The sequence below is a fragment of the Ruficoccus sp. ZRK36 genome (assembly GCF_019603315.1).
Taxonomy (GTDB): Bacteria; Verrucomicrobiota; Verrucomicrobiia; order Opitutales; family Cerasicoccaceae; genus Ruficoccus.
In genome coordinates this window covers 794,438-809,966 of the sequence record NZ_CP080649.1, presented here as the reverse complement: position 1 = coordinate 809,966, position 15,529 = coordinate 794,438, and the positions used below count along the sequence as shown (strand labels likewise).

Sequence of the window (15,529 nt, the reverse complement as noted above, 5' to 3'; positions counted from 1 at the left end):
TAAACGCTATTAATGGGGCTTAGGCCCTTAGATTGCTGGTCCAGCCCGACCTTTTTCGTTGCCCTGAGGGCGGGCTGTGCTTACACACGGCGGCATGTCTGATCATGCTGCGTTACGGGAATCCTTTAAAGCTGCCGGGCAGGAACAAGTGTTCCGCTTCTGGGATAAGCTCTCCGCTGAGGAGCAAGATGCGCTCTGCGCGCAGGCCGAGCAAATCGACCTGAAGGAAATTGACCGGCTGGTGGCCGATCTGGTCTTTGGTAAGGGCGCACAAGGCATTGACCTGAGCGACCTCGAACCGGCTCCGTACACGCCGCTGCCGACCAATGGTGGCGATGCCGCCGAGTGGGCCGAGGCCAGGGCATTGGGTGAAAAGGCCCTCAAGGACGGTCGAGTGGCCGCTTTTGTGGTGGCCGGTGGCCAGGGCACACGCCTGGGCTACGATGGCCCGAAGGGCACCTACCCGGTGACTCCCGTTCGCAAGCATGCGCTTTTCCAGGTCTTTGCTGAAAAGATCCTCGCCGCAGGCCGCCGCTACGGTAAGCCGGTGCCGTGGTTCATCATGACGAGCCACATCAACCACGCTGCCACGGTGAAGTTTTTCGAGCAGCACGCCTTTTTTGGTCTGGAGGAGGAGCACGTGCACTTCTTCCAGCAGGGGCTGATGCCCGCCGTCGGCTATGATGGCAAGATCCTCCTGGAAGGCCCCGGTAAGATCGCCATGAGCCCGGACGGGCACGGCGGCTCGCTGCGTGCGCTGGTCCGCAGTGGTGCACTCGCCACCATGGAAAAGATGGGCATCGACACCCTCAGCTATTTCCAGGTGGACAATCCGCTGGTCAAGTGTGTGGACCCGGCCTTCATCGGCTTCCACCTCAAGGGGCAGTCCGAGATGTCCTCCAAGATGCTCCCCAAGGCCCACGCCAAGGAAAAGGTCGGCCACTTCTGCGTGCAGCGCGGCAGCACCGTTGTTATCGAGTACAGTGATATGCCGGATGAGCTGGCCGAAGCCCGCGACGACAAGGGGCAGTTGCAGTTCCTTGGTGGCAGCATCGCCATCCACATCCTCAGCCGCGAATTTATCGCCCGCATGGGTGGGAATAACCCCGACGCCAGCCTGCCGTTTCACCGCGCTGATAAGAAGATTCCCGTTGTCACCTCTGAGGGACACGTGGCGAAGCCCGACGCTCCCAATGGCGTGAAGTTCGAGATGTTCGTCTTTGACGCGCTGCCCTTTGCGCAGAATCCGGTCATCATCGAGACGGCCCGTGCGGATGACTTCAGCCCGGTCAAGAATGCCGAAGGCGACGACTCCCCCAAGACCTGCCGTGACGACCAGCTGCGCGAGTACGCACGCTGGCTGACAGCGGCCGGGACACCCGTGGAGCACGATGACACGGGCCTGCCTACGGTTTGCTTCGAGGTCAGCCCGCTTTTTGCCGACAGCGAAGCCACCTTCGTCGAGGCCTGGAGCAAGCTCGAGAACCCGCCCGCCATCGTCGAGGGGCTTGTCATCGAGTAAGGCCGGACTGTCTTTTTCTCGCGCCCGCCCGCAGTGGACGGACGCCCAATACTTTATAATCCCTGATTTAACCGAACATGAGCACACTGGAAACTGTCAAGCAGGCTGGCGAAGCCGGTAAACTGCTGCCCTCAAGCGTTGAAAACATTACCGCCTGGCTGGAAGGCGGCTTCTTGCCGGAGTGGGCCGTCTCGGCCATCGATGAGCTGGTCGCCCAAGAGGCCTGGGACGAGCTGAACAACCGCTTCTACCAGATGATCAAGTTCGGGACCGGTGGCATGCGCACGCGCACCATCGGCGAGATCACCCCCAAGGCCGAGCAGGGCACGCCGACTGAGCAGGGCGCTCCCGAGCACCCGGCGGTGGGCTCGAACATGCTCAATGATTTTAACCTCATCCGCGCCACCATCGGCCTCTTCCGCCACTGCGAGAGCTACCTGGCGGAGATCGAGCAGTTCGAGACGCCCAAGCTCGTCATTGGGCACGATGTGCGCCACTACTCGCGGCACTTCTGCGAGCTGGCCGCCTCGACCTGGACGAAGCTTGGCGGCCTGGCCATGATCTTTGACGGCCCCCGCGCCACCCCGCATCTGAGCTTTTCGGTGCGCTACCTCAAGGCCACCGCTGGTGTCGTGATCACCGCGAGCCATAACCCGCCGCACGACAACGGCTTCAAGGCCTACTTCTGCGACGGAGCCCAGGTCGTCAGCCCGCACGCCGAGGCCATTATCGATGCCTTCAAGGCTGTGGATGCCGCCGAGCTGCCCGCCTTTTTGGAGAAGGACCTCTCCGGTGTCGTCACGCTGCCCGAGTCAGTCGACGAGGCCTACTACGAAGCGCTGGAAGACAACGTGCTCGACCCGGAAGTTTTCGAGAAAGCGACCCCGAAGTTCGTCTTTACGCCCAACCACGGCACCGGTGCGATCAGCGCCATGCCCCTGATGGAGACCTTTGGCGTGGAGGTCCACCCGGTCGAGGCCCAGATGGTGCAGGATGGGCGCTTCCCGACCGTCAAGTCCCCCAACCCCGAGGTCAAGAGCGCCTTTGACGAGGCTCTCAAGCTGGCCGAAGAGGTGCAGGCGGATGCGGTTATCGCTACCGACCCGGACGCTGACCGCCTCGGCGTCGGTGCACGCGACAAGAACGGGGAGATGATTCTCTACACCGGTAACCAGCTCGGCTCCTGCCTGGCCGAATACCGCGTGTCCAAGCTCAAGGAAATCGGCATCGTGCCGCTGGAGGGCAGCGATAACGCCGCCCTGATCAAGACTTTTGTCACCACTCCGTTACAAGAGGCTATCGCCGATGCCCACGGCCTGAAGTGCATTAATACCCTGACCGGCTTCAAGTGGATCGGGGAGAAGCTCAAGCACTACGAGGAGGACCTGGAGGACCGTCTGTTCGAAGAGGAGGGGCTGGCCATCAACTACGATGAGACCGACCTGTCCACCCGTGTCAGCCTGCTACTCGATTACAGCACCTACTACGTCTTCGGGGGCGAGGAGAGCTACGGCTATCTGGCCAGCGACCGTGTGCGCGACAAGGACGCCACTGGCGCGATCCTGATGTTCAGCGAGCTGATGGCCTACCTCAAGGGGCAGGGCCTCACGCTGGGTGAGTATCTGGACGGCCTCTACCTCAAGTACGGCTACTACGCCGAGAGCCTCTTGAACCTGTACTTCGAGGGCGCCGCAGGCTCCCAGAAGATCCGTAATATCATCGACAGCTACCGTACGAATCCGCCCAAGGAAATCGCCGGGGCCAAGGTAGTGAAGCTGATCGACTTCGGGCGCGATGACATCGATGACGCCGACGCCAAGGCCATCCCGAAGGAAGACTTCTACTTCGTCGAGCTGGACAACGGCTACCGCTACGCGGTCCGCGGTTCCGGCACAGAGCCGAAGATCAAGTTCTACTGCTTCGCTCGCGAGGACGTTGAGTCGGCTGAAGCACTGAACGGTGTGAAGGCCGCTACCGGCGAGAAAGTCGCTGCCATGAAGGAAGCTCTCGAAGCTGACGCCCGCGCCCGCGCCGAAGCGTAAACAGCAGCGGGGGTTTATGGGCTTACGCAGCTCATACCTGCGGCGGAGTACCTCCGCTGGCATTGATGGGGCTCCGCCCCATCGCTCACTCCGTTCGCTGCCCCGACTCCTTTGGGCAACGAATGTTTCCCCACATGGGGCAGTCTATTTTGATGCTTTGCTCAGTGATTACCCAAACCAGCGACGCTGGTTTGGGTAATCACTGATACGATGCGCAGCATCGAAAGTGCAGGCTTTGCCTGCCGTAGGTGTGGGCTGCGTAAGCCCACAAATTTGCTCTGTCTATGCCTTGGCGTAGGAGCAGCAGTAGTCGGCGCCGTCACCGCTGATCTTCAGGGAAAAGCTGGAGTTGGCGGGGACGTCGTAGGACTGGCCCACGGTGAAGGTCTGCCATTCGGACTGGCCGGGGAGGAGGACGGTCATTTCGCCGCCGAGCACTTCCATGATCTCGGCCGCGCCGGTGTCAAAGGTGTATTCGCCGGGCATCATGTAGCCGAGCGTCTTACGCGTACCATCGGCAAAGAGCACGTTGCGGCTGACGACCTTGCCGCCAAAGTAGACATTGGCCTCGCGGACCACGGTGACATTGGAGAATTCGGACATAAGTTAGCCGGTATGTCTGCTTGCCAGCCAAAGTCAAGGTACCTGTGTGTCATCGAGCGAAATACACGATGCGAAGATCATAGAGCATTCGTCTGCTTGACTTTGGGGTATGAGAACTGCTTACTGACTGCCATGAAACCGGTTATTCTCCTCAGTCTTTGTGCAGCCTGTTTGTTAGGGGCCGGTTGCAGTTCCTATCATGACGATGTGGGTAACGACCCCATCAGCTCGACCCTCACCGGTAACCCTGATGAGGCCTCGACCTACACTGATCGTGTAAAGGCAGCCAATCAAAAGCGCACGTCCGAAGCTGCGGAAAATCCGATGCTCAAAGAGGGGTACTCCTCTGGTACGAATTTCGATAGCCCGGCCTACAATCCTTCCCAGCGCTACCAGTAGCCCATCCGGGCCGATCGTGTTTTAGGGCTCTTCTTGTGAGGAGCTACCCGAGTGCTTTTGCTTATTTGTCCTGCTTGGCGGTTTCGTCTTCGAGCAGGCTGCGGATGGTCTTGGTTAGATCCGTCAGCGAGTAGGGCTTCATGATCACACTGGAGCGTTTGAGCATTTCCATGCGCTCGGGGGAGACCGTGCGGCTAAAGCCGGTCATGATGACGGCCGGGAAGTCCGGGCGCACGGTGCGGATCTTTTCAATCAGCTCCAGGCCGGTCAGGTTGGGCATCACCTGGTCCGTCACGAGGATGTCGAAATCATCGGGGGCGCTCAGGAAGGCCTTCTCCGCTTCCGGGCTTTCCGAGAAAATCGTCACATCGTAGCCGAGGAACGTCAGGTGGCGCTGCATCACGTTGATGATTTCCCGCTCATCATCGACGAGGAGGATGCGCTCGGAGCCGCCCTGCGGCTTTTCTTCGACCTCGGGCAGTTGATCCTCGGCAGGCCCTTCCTTGATGCAGGGGAAATACAGCTGGAAGGTCGTACCCTCGCCCAGCTCGCTTTGGACCGTGATGTCTCCCTGGTGGGAGGCCACAATACCATGGACGACAGAGAGCCCGAGTCCGGTGCCTTCACCGACGGGCTTGGTGGTAAAGAAAGGTTCGAAGATGCGGTTCAGGTGTTCCTTGGGGATGCCGGGGCCAGTGTCGGAGACTTTCAGGCACAGGCATGACCCGCCCGGAAACTTTGAGGGGCTGTCCGGGTTACTGTGGGGCACCTCGCAGTGGCTGAGGGAGACCTGCAGCTCTCCGCCTTTATCGCCCATGGCCTGAGAGGCGTTGGTGCACAGGTTGAAGATGATCTGGTGGAACTGGCTGGGGTCGGCCTTGATCTGGCCCAGCCCCTGTGGGATATCTTTGTTGATGATGATGGTCGTCGGGATGATCGAGCGCAGCATGTTCATGGCCTCGTTGGCCACCATGGCGGGGTCGATCGGAATCATGTTGCCGATGCTCTCACGGGAGAAGGTGAGGATCTGTTCAACCAGGGCGCGGGCCCGCTTGGTGGCGACCAGGACATGGCGTAAATCCTCGCGGGCGTTGTCATTGCCCTCGACGTGCCGCTGTGCGAGCTCCGTCCAGCCGCGGATGGCACCGAGCAGATTGTTGAAGTCATGGGCGATACCACCTGCGAGGGTGCCAATCGTTTCCATACGCTGGAGCTGAAGCACCTGCTTGTTCAACTCCTCACGTTTGATTTCGTTTTCCTTGAGCTCGGTGATGTCTTCCTTCGCACCGGCAAAGTGGGTGATGGCTCCGTTGCGGCCCTTAATGGGGAAGATGATCGCGCGCTCCCAGTAGTACTCCCCGTTCTTCTTCTTGTTCAGGAACTCACCCTGCCACTCGCGGCCATTGGTGATGGCTTTCCACATCTGCGAGTAGTGCTTGGGGTCCATGCGGTTGGACTTGAGCAGGCGGGGGTTTTCGCCCAGGGCTTCCTCCCGGCTGTAGCCGGTGATGCGGCAGAAGGTGTCGTTGACGTACTCGACATTGCCCTGTGGGTCCGTGACCACGACAGAGCTTGGGCTCTGGTTGATCAACCGCTGGAAGAGCCGCAGCCGCTCCTCGGAGCGCCAGCGCTCGTCGATATCCCAGACATTTCCGAGTACCTGAGTGAGGCGTCCTTCGTTGTCGTGCAGGGCCTGGGCGCGGAGTAAGACACGCCGCATGCTGCCATCCCCGCAGCGCATAAAGCATTCTTCCGTGATCTTCTGCTCCTGGCCACTGAGCAGGCGCTGGAAGCTGAACCGGATCTGGGAGCGTTCGTCCTCGGCCACGAGGTCATGCATGGACTCGAGCTGACCGAAGTCTTCACCCTGGGGGTAGCCGAAGAGCTTGTACCAGCTGTCCTCCAGGACGAGGCGTTTTTCCAGCACGTTATAATCCCACACCGCGAGATTACCCAGCTCGATGGCCATGGCCAGGCGCTGGCGGCTCTGCTCGATCGCCTGCTCGGTCGCTTTTCGCTCGGTGATATCCTGAAAGGCTCCACGCAGATATGTGCACTGGCCATTTTCCATCACAGCGATACCGAGGGAGCGCACCCAGATCAGGCGCCCACTTGAGTTGATGAAGGGGGACTCGAAGTCGAAAGGCTCTCCCGTCTCAATGGAATGCTCAACACTCTGGCGAACGATCTTATCGTAAGGCGGAGGAAAGAATTTCAGGGCCGAATCCATTTCCGGCACATAGTCGTCGGGGACACCGTGAATCTCCCGGGTGATGTCGGTCCAGGAGATGACATCGTTGATGACATCGATCTCCCAGCCGCCGACACGGGCGATCTCACCAGCAGCATGGAGGAGGGCCTCGCTGCGCTTGATTTTCTCCTCGGCCTCGACCGTTTCAGTGATGTCGCGCTGGATGACGATATAGTGCGTCAGTACGCCCTTCTCGCTGTAGACGGGGTCCAGGCGCAGCTCATTCCAGAAGACTCGGCCACTCTTGCGATGGCTTTTGAGGGTGGTGGTGGCACTGCTGCCGCGGGCCATGGTGTCGCGGATACGCTTGATGTCCTTTGCGCTGGCATCCTCGACCTGGAGAAAGAGGCTGTCCTGGCCGATGATTTCCTCCATCGTGTAGCCGGACATGCGCAAGAAGGCGGCATTGGCCCAGGTGATGGGGTTGGTTTGGCCGTCGTAGCGGCAAATAACTACACCATTGTTCGTGCACTGGAGGGCACGGTCCTGGAGGGCAAGCGTCTCCTGGTTGGCGACTTGCTCGCTGACATCGAGTAAACCACCGACGACGAGCCAGCGTTCGCCGAGGCGGAGCCGGTTAAGCGTGATGGAGTAGTGGATGGGCGTGCCGTCACGGTGCTGGTGGACCCAGCGAAAGGTTGGCTGGCTGGCGGCGGCCGCATCGTCATAGAGCCGCTGCGCAAGCTCAAGCGATGACCGGGAGTCCGGCTGCTGCGGAGGTGAAAACTCTCCCGGCGTCTTACCGACGATCTCTTCCTTGGAGTAGCCCCACTGGTCGCAGAGGGTCTGGTTGCAGTCCACGATCACACCCTTGCTGGTAAGCATGTAGCCCGTGGTGGAGTTCTCCCAAAGGGTCTGGTAGCGCAGTTGGCTTTCGCGCAGGGATTTCTGGGCGACGCGGATTTCCTGCCGGATATCCGCTTCGCGCATATTGCGCAGGATGACGCTGGGCAGGCGTTTAAGGTTCTCCTTCAGGACGATATCATTCACGCCCAGGCGCATGATGTCGGCCGTGGCCTCATCCCCGATGGCACCCGTGACGAGGATGAAGGGGCGCATCGGGTTATTCTCCAGTGCCAGGGAGAAGGCGTCCTCCATCGTCAGGCTGGGGAGATTGTGGTCGCACAGGATCAGGTCCCAGTCACGCTCGGACAGGGCCTGCTGCAGGCCAGAAAGCGTTTCGACCCGCTTCAGGTCTACCTCAAACTCCAACTCCCGCAGCGCCAGCTTGACCAGCAGGCTATCGTCTTCGGAGTCTTCGATATGAAGGATATCGAGCGCTTTGCTCATGTGAGAAGGGGGGAGTAGAATTAGAGAGAAAAAAGCGTCTACATCGTGCTGGGCGGGGGCTCGTTAATCAGGAGCCAGTACAGCCCGAGCTGGCGGATGGATTCGCTGAACTCTGCAAAGTTTATCGGCTTGCAGACGAAACTGTTAACCCCCAGGCGATAACCTTTGGTCAGGTCGGATTCTTCCTTTGACGAGGTAAAGATAACAACGGGCAGGGTGCAGGTCAGCTCTTCACGGCGGATGATCTCCAGCACTTCGAGGCCGTCGAGCATGGGCATCTTCAGGTCGAGCAAGACAAGCTGGGGCAGATCGTTCGGGTTGCGGTCCTGGTACTCACCCTTGGCTAAAAGGTAGTCGACTGCGTCCCTGCCATTGTGGACGACGTCTACCTCATTGATGACGCCGCACTTGTTGAGGGCTCGCAGCGTCAGCGCTTCGTCGTCCGGGTTGTCTTCTGCGAGTAGGATTTTTTTTACTTTCATGAAGGTCAATGGACGAGTTGGTCGAGGGTGAAGTAAAAGGTCGAGCCCAGACCCGGTTCGCTCTCGGCCCAAATCCGACCATTGTGACGATGAACGATTCTTTCGACGGTGGCCAGACCGATTCCGGACCCCTGATATTCTTTTTCACTGTGCATACGCTGGAAGGGGCGAAACAGCTTGTTTGCGTAAGCCATATCAAAGCCTGTTCCGTTGTCGCGGACGAAGAAAGCCTCCACCTCACTCTGCTCATCCTCGGGCGAGCGTGTGACGCACTGGCCGAACTCCACCCGTGGCTCGGGTGTCTTGGCCGAGTATTTCCACGCATTACCGAGGAGATTTTCGAGTACGTTGCGGATGAGTCGGCTATCACCCTCGGCTTGGAGACCGGGCTGGATGGTGACCTCGACTGGATGATTGGGGTCGGAGCGCCGCAGGTCTTCGATGACATCGTTGGCCATCTGCGAGAGATCCAGATTCGCGATCTTGAGTTGGCCCGTGGTCGAGCGCGAGAGGCTGAGCAGGCTGTCGATCAGCTCGGCCATACTGCCGGTGGCTCGGAAAATCCGGTTGATGTAATCGGTGGCAGTGGCGTCGAGGCTCTCGCCGTAGTCGTCCTTGAGGGCTTGGCTAAACCCGGCCATCGCCCGCAGCGGTGCCCGTAAGTCGTGCGAAACGGTGTAGGCGAAGCTTTCCAGCTCCCGGTTGGCCAGCTCGAGCTGAGCCGTGCGGCGGCGGACCTGGCTTTCCAGCTCGGCATTGAGCTTCTGGAGGGCCTCAGCGTTACGGCGCTCCTGGGTGACGTCCTGGTGGATACCGATAATGCCGATGGGGTCCCCGTTTTCGCCTTTGAGGGGACACTTTAAATAGCGGATGATGCGCTCTTCGCCGTCGAGGTCTTGCTTTTCATAGCCGGTGATGGTGACGCCGTTTTTAAGCACGCGTTGGTCATCTTCGATGTGTTTTCGGGCAATGTCGGGCGGGAATATACCACGGTCGCTCAGCTCGGGGATCGATAGCTTGTCGACGCCATAGCGCATGTAAAAGTAGCGGTTCGCGGTCAGGTAGTTACCATGTCCGTCTTTGAGAAACACGCATACGGGCACGTTATCCATGAGCGTGCGGTAGCGGCTTTCGCTGTAGGCGAGCTTTTCGATGATGCGCTTGCCTTCACGCCAACAGAGGAGGGCGCATATCAAAACAAGGAAAGCGACAGCCACCAGCGACGTGATGACCGCACTCCGGTAGGGGGCATCAAACTCTGCCATGTCTATCTTGAAGACCATGGCGGCGTCGAGCTGGGGGAGAGGAACAAGTGCGGCGAGAACTTTCTCCCCTCGATAGTCTACCGCTACGATGGTCCCGCTCTTACCCGTGAGTGCTTCCTGCATGGGCTCTGCCAGAGGTGCGTTGCGGTCCAAAACAACCGGGTCGTCCGGATCGTCTTGCAGGCTGTGGTAGATATACAGCTTGTCGCCCTGATAGTAGCCCAGGACGTATTCCCCTGTGCTGCGAAATGTACCGCTCTCAGCGATACTATTCGCGAAGTGGTTCAGGATGGTCTCGCGCTCGCTGTCTGTAAATACGTGTTCCGTGCTGGATTTTGTTTTCGTTGAATCATGCTGGTGGGTGGATGGGTGATGCTCATCCAGATGGATGTGCGTGATGTAATCCAGCAGGGCAGCTTTGTTTTGGGCGACCGAGAGCAGGTTTTGGCTAAACTGATCCAGTCGGGCCTTGTACAGCATCCAGATCGTCAGCCCGGCAATCCCGCAGGCCAGCGCTGACATGATGCCTATCGCCACTAGGACACGCTTATAATCCAAATCACGATTCCGCTTCGGGAACGGGGGCTCGGAGGCTGGGGGCATTCTCATAGCGTCATTAATATCGGATATAAGTCAAACGGCTGAATGCGTTTACCTATTTTTTGACTGGAGCACCCCTCACCCCCAATACAGAAAAAGCGCCCCAGTCCGAAGACGGGGGCGCCTGAAAAAATGCAGTGTGCAAAGGGCCTAGACGAGCATCAGAGCCGGGCTCTCCAGTATGGACTGCAGGGCCTGGAGGAACTCGGCACCGGTGGCCCCGTCGATCACGCGGTGGTCGCAGGACAGGCCGATCGCCATGCGCTGGCCGACGGCGAGGTTGCCGTCCTTGTCCACGACAGGCTTCTTGATCGTGGCCCCGACGGAGAGGATGGCGGCATTGGGCGGGTTGATGATGCCGTAGAAGCCGCTCGTGCCGTACATGCCGAGGTTTGTCACGGTAAAGGTCGAGCCGCTCATGTCCTGCGGGGTCAGCTTCTTGTTGCGGGACTTCTGGATCAGCTCCTTGGTGTCGATGCTGATCTGGCGCAGGGTCTTGGCGTGGGCGTCGCGGATGACCGGGGTCACCAGACCGTCCGGGACGGCGACACCGAAGGCCATGTGTACGGAGCCGTGCTGCTGGATGGAGTCACCCATCCAGGAGGCGTTGACAGCCGGTACGCGGCGCAGGGCTTCCGTCGCGGCCTTCAGGATGAAGTCGTTGACGGTCAGCTTGATACCGCCCTCTTCGGGAGCGCGGTTGGAGAGGTGATGGTTGATCTCGGCGCGCAGCTCAAGCAGCGGGGCGGCGTCGACCTCGACCTCCAGGTAGAAGTGCGGGATCGTGGTCTTGGACTCAACCAGGCGCGTGGCGATGGCCTTGCGCATGTTGGTGACCTTGATCGGGCCGTCTTCGGCGATCGGGGCACCCGAGGGCACGTACTGGGCCGGGGCGCTGGAGGCAGCCGGGGCATCGGACTTGGCGGTCTTCGGGGCCGGAGCCTTGACGCCTTCTTCGATGGCCTTGAGGACGTCCTTCTTCACGATGCGGCCATGCGGGCCGGAGGGAGAAATGGCTGAGAGCGGGATACCCTTTTCCTCGGCCAGCTTACGGGCGAGGGGAGAGACCTTGATGCGGCCACCTTCGGCCTGTGCCGGTGCGGGCTCGGAGTCGTCTTCTTCGGGGATAAATTCCTGCTTGCGGCCTTGGGGCTCGGGCTTGGCACCGCCGGAGGGCTGAGCCGGGGCCGATTGGGTGGGAGCCTCTTCGGGCTTTTCCGCCGGCTTTTCTTCAGAGTCTTCTTCCTCGGATTCCTCCTTCTTGAGCTCTTCGGCCTTATCAGCGATGGCTCCGGTATCGACGGCGGGGGGCTCTTCACCCTTCTCGCCGACAGCGCACATCGGGGAGCCGACGGGGATTTCCCCGCCCTCGGCGACATAGTGCTTGAGGAGGACGCCGTCAGCAAAGCATTCGACTTCCATGGTGGCCTTGTCGGTCTCCACCTCGCAGATCATGTCACCGGAAGCGACTTCGTCGCCCTCCTTTTTCAACCAGCTCACGAGCGTGCCCACCGTCATGGTGTCGCTCAGTTTGGGCATTTCGATAATTTCAGCCATGGCTCAGTAATAGGATAAATGTGAGTTTCGCGTGTGGCTTACGCCATCTCCAGGACCTTCTTGACGACGCGTTCGACGTTGGGGATCTGGGTGTCTTCGAGCTTTTTGCAGTAAATCTGCGGCGCGTCGATCGAGCTGATGCGCTTAATGGGCGCGTCGAGGTAGTCAAAGGCCCGCTCCTGGATGAGGTAGGTGAGCTGAGCACCGACGCCACAGAAGGGCTTGTTTTCCTCGACGAGCAGAACGTTGTTGGTCTTCTTGACGGTCTCGATGACGGCGTCCTCGTCCAGCGGGCGGATGGAACGCAGGTCGAGCACTTCCACGTCGATGTCGTGCTTGGCCTTGAGCTCCTCAGCGGCGCGAAGCGAAGTGATGGCGGCGCGGCCGTGGGCGATGATCGAGAGGTCCTTACCCTCGCGCAGGATGTTGGCCTTGCCGAGAGGGACGAGGTACTCCTCTTCGGGCACCTCCCACTTGTCGTTGTAAAGGATGGTGTTTTCCATCACGAAGACCGGGTCGTTGTCGCGAATGGCGGTCTTCATGAGGCCCTTGGCGTCGTAGGCGGTGGCTGGGCACACGACCTTGATGCCGGGGTGGTTGGCCACGATGTTCTCCGGTGTGTGGGAGTGGGTGGCGCCAACGTTGGTTCCGCCATTGGCCGGGCCGCGGACGACGATCGGGCAGTTGATCAGCCCGCCGGACATGTAGCGAACGGCGGCGGCGTTGTTGCAGAGCTGGTCAAAGGCCACGTAGGAGAAACTCCAGAACATCAGCTCCATGACGGGGCGGATGCCCATCATGGCGGCGCCGATGCCCATGCCGATAAAGCCGGCTTCGGAGATCGGCGTGTCCACGATGCGTTTCGGGCCGAAGCGCTTGAGCAAACCTTCGGTGACTTTGTAGGCGCCGTCGAACTGGGCGACCTCTTCACCCATAACGACGACGTTTTCGTCGCGTTCGACTTCCTCGGCGAGGGCGTCGTTAATTGCTTGGCGGTAAGTAATCTGGGCCATTTTCAGACAAAAAGATTAGGGCGCGGCGCGCGGTTATTCAAAAATGATGGTTCCCTGCGAGGTGGTCTCGTCGGAGCGGTTGTCTTCCTCCCAGTAGATGTCCTCGAGAATGGACTCGACCGGCGGGAAGGGGCTCTTGTCGGCGAAGCTGGCGGCGTCTTCGGCCTCCTGCTTGGCTTCCTTGTCGATGGACTGGATGAGCTCGTCGGTGAGTACTTTCTCTTCCAGCAGGATGTTTTGGAAAACGGTGATCGGGTCCTTCTTTTCCTTGTACTCCTGGACTTCCTTCTTCTCGCGGTAGGTCTTGTCCGGGTCGGACATCGAGTGGCCGCGGTAGCGATAGGTGATGATCTCCAGCAGGGTCGGCATGGACTCCTCGTGGGCGCGCTTGATGGCCTTGGCGGTGGCGGCGCGCACGTCGTAGATGTTGTTGCCGCTGACGACGTCCCAGGCCATGGCGTAGCCCTCGGCGCGCTTGGCCAGGTACTCGTTAAAGGCGGAGGAACGCACCTGGCTGGTACCCATGGAGTAGCCGTTGTTCTCGATCACGTAAATGACCGGCAGCTCCCAGAGTTGGGCCAGGTTAAAGGCTTCGTGTACGGCGCCCTGGTTGACGGCCCCGTCACCCATAAAGCAGATGCAGCAGCCCTTCAGGTTGCGGTACTTCAGGGCGTAGGCGATACCGGCTCCGAGCGGAGTCTGCCCGCCGACGATGCCGTGCCCGCCCCAGTAGTTCTTATCCGGGGCGAAGAAGTGCATGGAGCCACCTTTGCCCTTGGAGCAGCCGGTGTGCTTGCCGCAAAGCTCGGCCATACACTCGTTCATGTTCATGCCCACGGCCAGGGCGTGCCCGTGGTCGCGGTAGGCAGTGATCACGTGGTCGTCAGCTCCCAGGAGGGAGACGGTACCGACGGCAACGGCTTCCTGGCCGATGTAAAGGTGAAGAAAGCCCCCGATCTTGCCCTGTTGGTAAACACGTATGCTGCGCTCCTCAAAGCGGCGGATGCGTACCATGTCCCGGTAGAGCTGGATCTTTTGCTCCGGAGTGAGGACTTTATTTACCTCGGCATCGGAGTAATCCGAGTCGGGCATGACGCTGACATATTCAGGTTTTTTATAGATATCTGTATCGCTGCTCACGGCATAGAAGAGGTTATCCGGGAGGTGGAGGCCCGGCGTTAGGGTTGTCGAATGTGGATCAGCTAGTGCGTTTCTTCAACAACAATTTGTAAATCGCTGTCCGGGCGGCAGTCGGCCCGCAAAGCGATGAAGCCGGATCTGTGCCGGTCGTAGTGCGGCCAGATTAAATGTCGGTCCGAAGGCGGAACTTTCAGGCCATCGACATCCTCGCGGGTGAAAAAGCCCATCGGCCCCTCGTCGATCTCCGGGGGGAGGGACGTAAGTGGCTTTGAGCAGTCAAACAGGAACATCAGCCAGTGGCCGGAGCCTTCGTAGCCCTTTTCGGAGACCATGGAAAACAGGTGCAGGTCCTTTTCGGTGATCTCCAGACCGGTCTCCTCGCGAGTTTCCCGGATGGCGCACTCGAAGGGGGACTCGCCCTCGGTCATTTCCAGCTTACCCCCGATCGGGCTCCAGCAGTCCTTGTTGGGGGCCTTGCGGCGCTCGATAAGCAGCAGCTTTCCGGCTTCATCCCGGATGAAAAGCAGCACGCTGATGCGAAAAGGGAGGACAGAACTCATCCTGGAAGTGATATCGTTAGTACGTTCGGGGTCAACTGCGTGTTCTGATCCCCGAAAGTTCTGCTTATTTTATTACCCCCCAAGATTTGTGATTGAACAGTAAAGCCTGAGTGCTTTTTACTCTTACGATGCCCATGTTTCGTTGTTTTCTACCCATTCTCATCCTTTTCGTCGGTCTATCCAGCCTCCAGGCGCAGGATAAGATGCCGGTTACGGTGTCCAATGTGAATTTCAACAGCAGTGTCGGCCAGTACCGCTGGAACAATGTTGCGATCAAAGTTCGCGGGAATTTCAACCCCGACGAGAAAGCCCCGAACAAGAACTACGTGGACAACGTCGGGGTACGCCTGACCATTGCCTTCCTGATTGATCGCCGCGAGGAGATCTACTACTTCCTCCAGAGCGAGGTCGAGATCGCGACCCTTGAGATCAATAAGGACAAGGAATTCGCTTTCTGGATCCCCTACGACATCGTGCAGCGCGGTAACTTTAACAAGCAGCCCGACTACTGGGTGATTGAGCTGAGCGTAGGCGGTAAGGTCCTGCCGATGCAGAAGGAAAATACCTCCAGCAACATCAGTAACGCTAGTGAGCTGTCGAACTTCATGAACAAGGCAAATACAGAGAGCGCCATTACCGAGGGTATTATGCTGCCCGGTTATTTGGCGCCTTATCTGCCGATCGACCGCTCTCCTCCGGCTTTTATTCGGAAAGAGGCGAAGTTGGGCGCCGCGAAGTGATATAAGCGTTGCTCTGTGAAAAATTTCCTTGCCCTGCCGTCCGAACGTCTGGAAAACCCCAGTTT

At 59.4% G+C, this 15,529-nt stretch carries 12 protein-coding genes; 4 read left to right on the top strand and 8 right to left on the bottom strand.

Annotated features, from left to right (window positions below; all coding sequences use genetic code 11):
- Window positions 1-94 precede the first annotated feature (94 nt).
- Window positions 95-1,522, top strand: a complete 1,428-nt coding sequence (locus K0V07_RS03520) for a UDPGP type 1 family protein (RefSeq protein WP_220623154.1) — start codon at window positions 95-97, stop codon at window positions 1,520-1,522.
- 77 nt (window positions 1,523-1,599) lie between these two features.
- The gene (locus tag K0V07_RS03515; protein WP_220623153.1) at window positions 1,600-3,564 is read left to right on the top strand and encodes a phospho-sugar mutase; all 1,965 of its coding nucleotides are present in this window, start codon (window positions 1,600-1,602) and stop codon (window positions 3,562-3,564) included.
- 282 nt (window positions 3,565-3,846) lie between these two features.
- On the opposite strand, the gene K0V07_RS03510 is transcribed toward K0V07_RS03515, so the two are convergent.
- Window positions 3,847-4,167 carry a pyrimidine/purine nucleoside phosphorylase gene (locus K0V07_RS03510; RefSeq protein WP_220623152.1) on the bottom strand — a complete coding sequence of 107 codons (321 nt, stop codon included), beginning with the start codon at window positions 4,165-4,167 and terminating at the stop codon, window positions 3,847-3,849.
- Between the two features lie 132 nt (window positions 4,168-4,299).
- On the opposite strand from K0V07_RS03510, the gene K0V07_RS03505 reads away from it, so the two are divergent.
- Complete coding sequence (locus K0V07_RS03505) at window positions 4,300-4,566, top strand: hypothetical protein (RefSeq protein WP_220623151.1); 267 nt, start codon at window positions 4,300-4,302, stop codon at window positions 4,564-4,566.
- Between the two features lie 61 nt (window positions 4,567-4,627).
- On the opposite strand, the gene K0V07_RS03500 is transcribed toward K0V07_RS03505, so the two are convergent.
- The 7 genes from K0V07_RS03500 to K0V07_RS03470 all read right to left on the bottom strand — a co-directional run bounded on the left by K0V07_RS03500 (window position 4,628) and on the right by K0V07_RS03470 (window position 14,724).
- A complete protein-coding gene (locus tag K0V07_RS03500) occupies window positions 4,628-8,107 on the bottom strand; it encodes a PAS domain S-box protein (protein WP_220623150.1) in 3,480 nt (1,159 codons plus the stop codon).
- A 38-nt stretch (window positions 8,108-8,145) separates the two neighbouring features.
- Entirely contained in the window at window positions 8,146-8,589 is a 444-nt protein-coding gene (locus tag K0V07_RS03495; RefSeq protein ID WP_220623149.1) for a response regulator, read from the bottom strand.
- Between the two features lie 5 nt (window positions 8,590-8,594).
- Complete coding sequence (locus K0V07_RS03490; RefSeq protein ID WP_220623148.1) at window positions 8,595-10,376, bottom strand: ATP-binding protein; 1,782 nt, start codon at window positions 10,374-10,376, stop codon at window positions 8,595-8,597.
- A 228-nt stretch (window positions 10,377-10,604) separates the two neighbouring features.
- Window positions 10,605-12,011 carry a pyruvate dehydrogenase complex dihydrolipoamide acetyltransferase gene (locus K0V07_RS03485; RefSeq protein ID WP_220623147.1) on the bottom strand — a complete coding sequence of 469 codons (1,407 nt, stop codon included), beginning with the start codon at window positions 12,009-12,011 and terminating at the stop codon, window positions 10,605-10,607.
- A 38-nt stretch (window positions 12,012-12,049) separates the two neighbouring features.
- Window positions 12,050-13,024 carry an alpha-ketoacid dehydrogenase subunit beta gene (locus K0V07_RS03480; RefSeq protein WP_220623146.1) on the bottom strand — a complete coding sequence of 325 codons (975 nt, stop codon included), beginning with the start codon at window positions 13,022-13,024 and terminating at the stop codon, window positions 12,050-12,052.
- Between the two features lie 33 nt (window positions 13,025-13,057).
- A complete protein-coding gene (gene pdhA / locus K0V07_RS03475; RefSeq protein WP_220624060.1) occupies window positions 13,058-14,116 on the bottom strand; it encodes a pyruvate dehydrogenase (acetyl-transferring) E1 component subunit alpha in 1,059 nt (352 codons plus the stop codon).
- A 110-nt stretch (window positions 14,117-14,226) separates the two neighbouring features.
- Window positions 14,227-14,724 carry an NUDIX hydrolase gene (locus K0V07_RS03470; protein ID WP_220623145.1) on the bottom strand — a complete coding sequence of 166 codons (498 nt, stop codon included), beginning with the start codon at window positions 14,722-14,724 and terminating at the stop codon, window positions 14,227-14,229.
- A gap of 134 nt (window positions 14,725-14,858) precedes the next feature.
- On the opposite strand from K0V07_RS03470, the gene K0V07_RS03465 reads away from it, so the two are divergent.
- Window positions 14,859-15,464, top strand: coding sequence for a hypothetical protein (locus tag K0V07_RS03465; protein WP_220623144.1), 606 nt, complete (start codon window positions 14,859-14,861; stop codon window positions 15,462-15,464).
- The last annotated feature ends 65 nt before the right edge of the window (window positions 15,465-15,529 follow it).

Bases quoted from the DNA above. Each gene is read 5' to 3' on its own strand.
- K0V07_RS03520 (WP_220623154.1), top strand. From the start codon at position 95: ATGTCTGATCATGCTGCGTTACGGGAATCCTTTAAAGCTGCCGGGCAG.
- K0V07_RS03515 (WP_220623153.1), top strand. From the start codon at position 1,600: ATGAGCACACTGGAAACTGTCAAGCAGGCTGGCGAAGCCGGTAAACTG.
- K0V07_RS03510 (WP_220623152.1), bottom strand. From the start codon at position 4,167: ATGTCCGAATTCTCCAATGTCACCGTGGTCCGCGAGGCCAATGTCTAC.
- K0V07_RS03505 (WP_220623151.1), top strand. From the start codon at position 4,300: ATGAAACCGGTTATTCTCCTCAGTCTTTGTGCAGCCTGTTTGTTAGGG.
- K0V07_RS03500 (WP_220623150.1), bottom strand. From the start codon at position 8,107: ATGAGCAAAGCGCTCGATATCCTTCATATCGAAGACTCCGAAGACGAT.
- K0V07_RS03495 (WP_220623149.1), bottom strand. From the start codon at position 8,589: ATGAAAGTAAAAAAAATCCTACTCGCAGAAGACAACCCGGACGACGAA.
- K0V07_RS03490 (WP_220623148.1), bottom strand. From the start codon at position 10,376: ATGTCAGCGCTGGCCTGCGGGATTGCCGGGCTGACGATCTGGATGCTG.
- K0V07_RS03485 (WP_220623147.1), bottom strand. From the start codon at position 12,011: ATGGCTGAAATTATCGAAATGCCCAAACTGAGCGACACCATGACGGTG.
- K0V07_RS03480 (WP_220623146.1), bottom strand. From the start codon at position 13,024: ATGGCCCAGATTACTTACCGCCAAGCAATTAACGACGCCCTCGCCGAG.
- pdhA (WP_220624060.1), bottom strand. From the start codon at position 14,116: ATGCCCGACTCGGATTACTCCGATGCCGAGGTAAATAAAGTCCTCACT.
- K0V07_RS03470 (WP_220623145.1), bottom strand. From the start codon at position 14,724: ATGAGTTCTGTCCTCCCTTTTCGCATCAGCGTGCTGCTTTTCATCCGG.
- K0V07_RS03465 (WP_220623144.1), top strand. From the start codon at position 14,859: ATGTTTCGTTGTTTTCTACCCATTCTCATCCTTTTCGTCGGTCTATCC.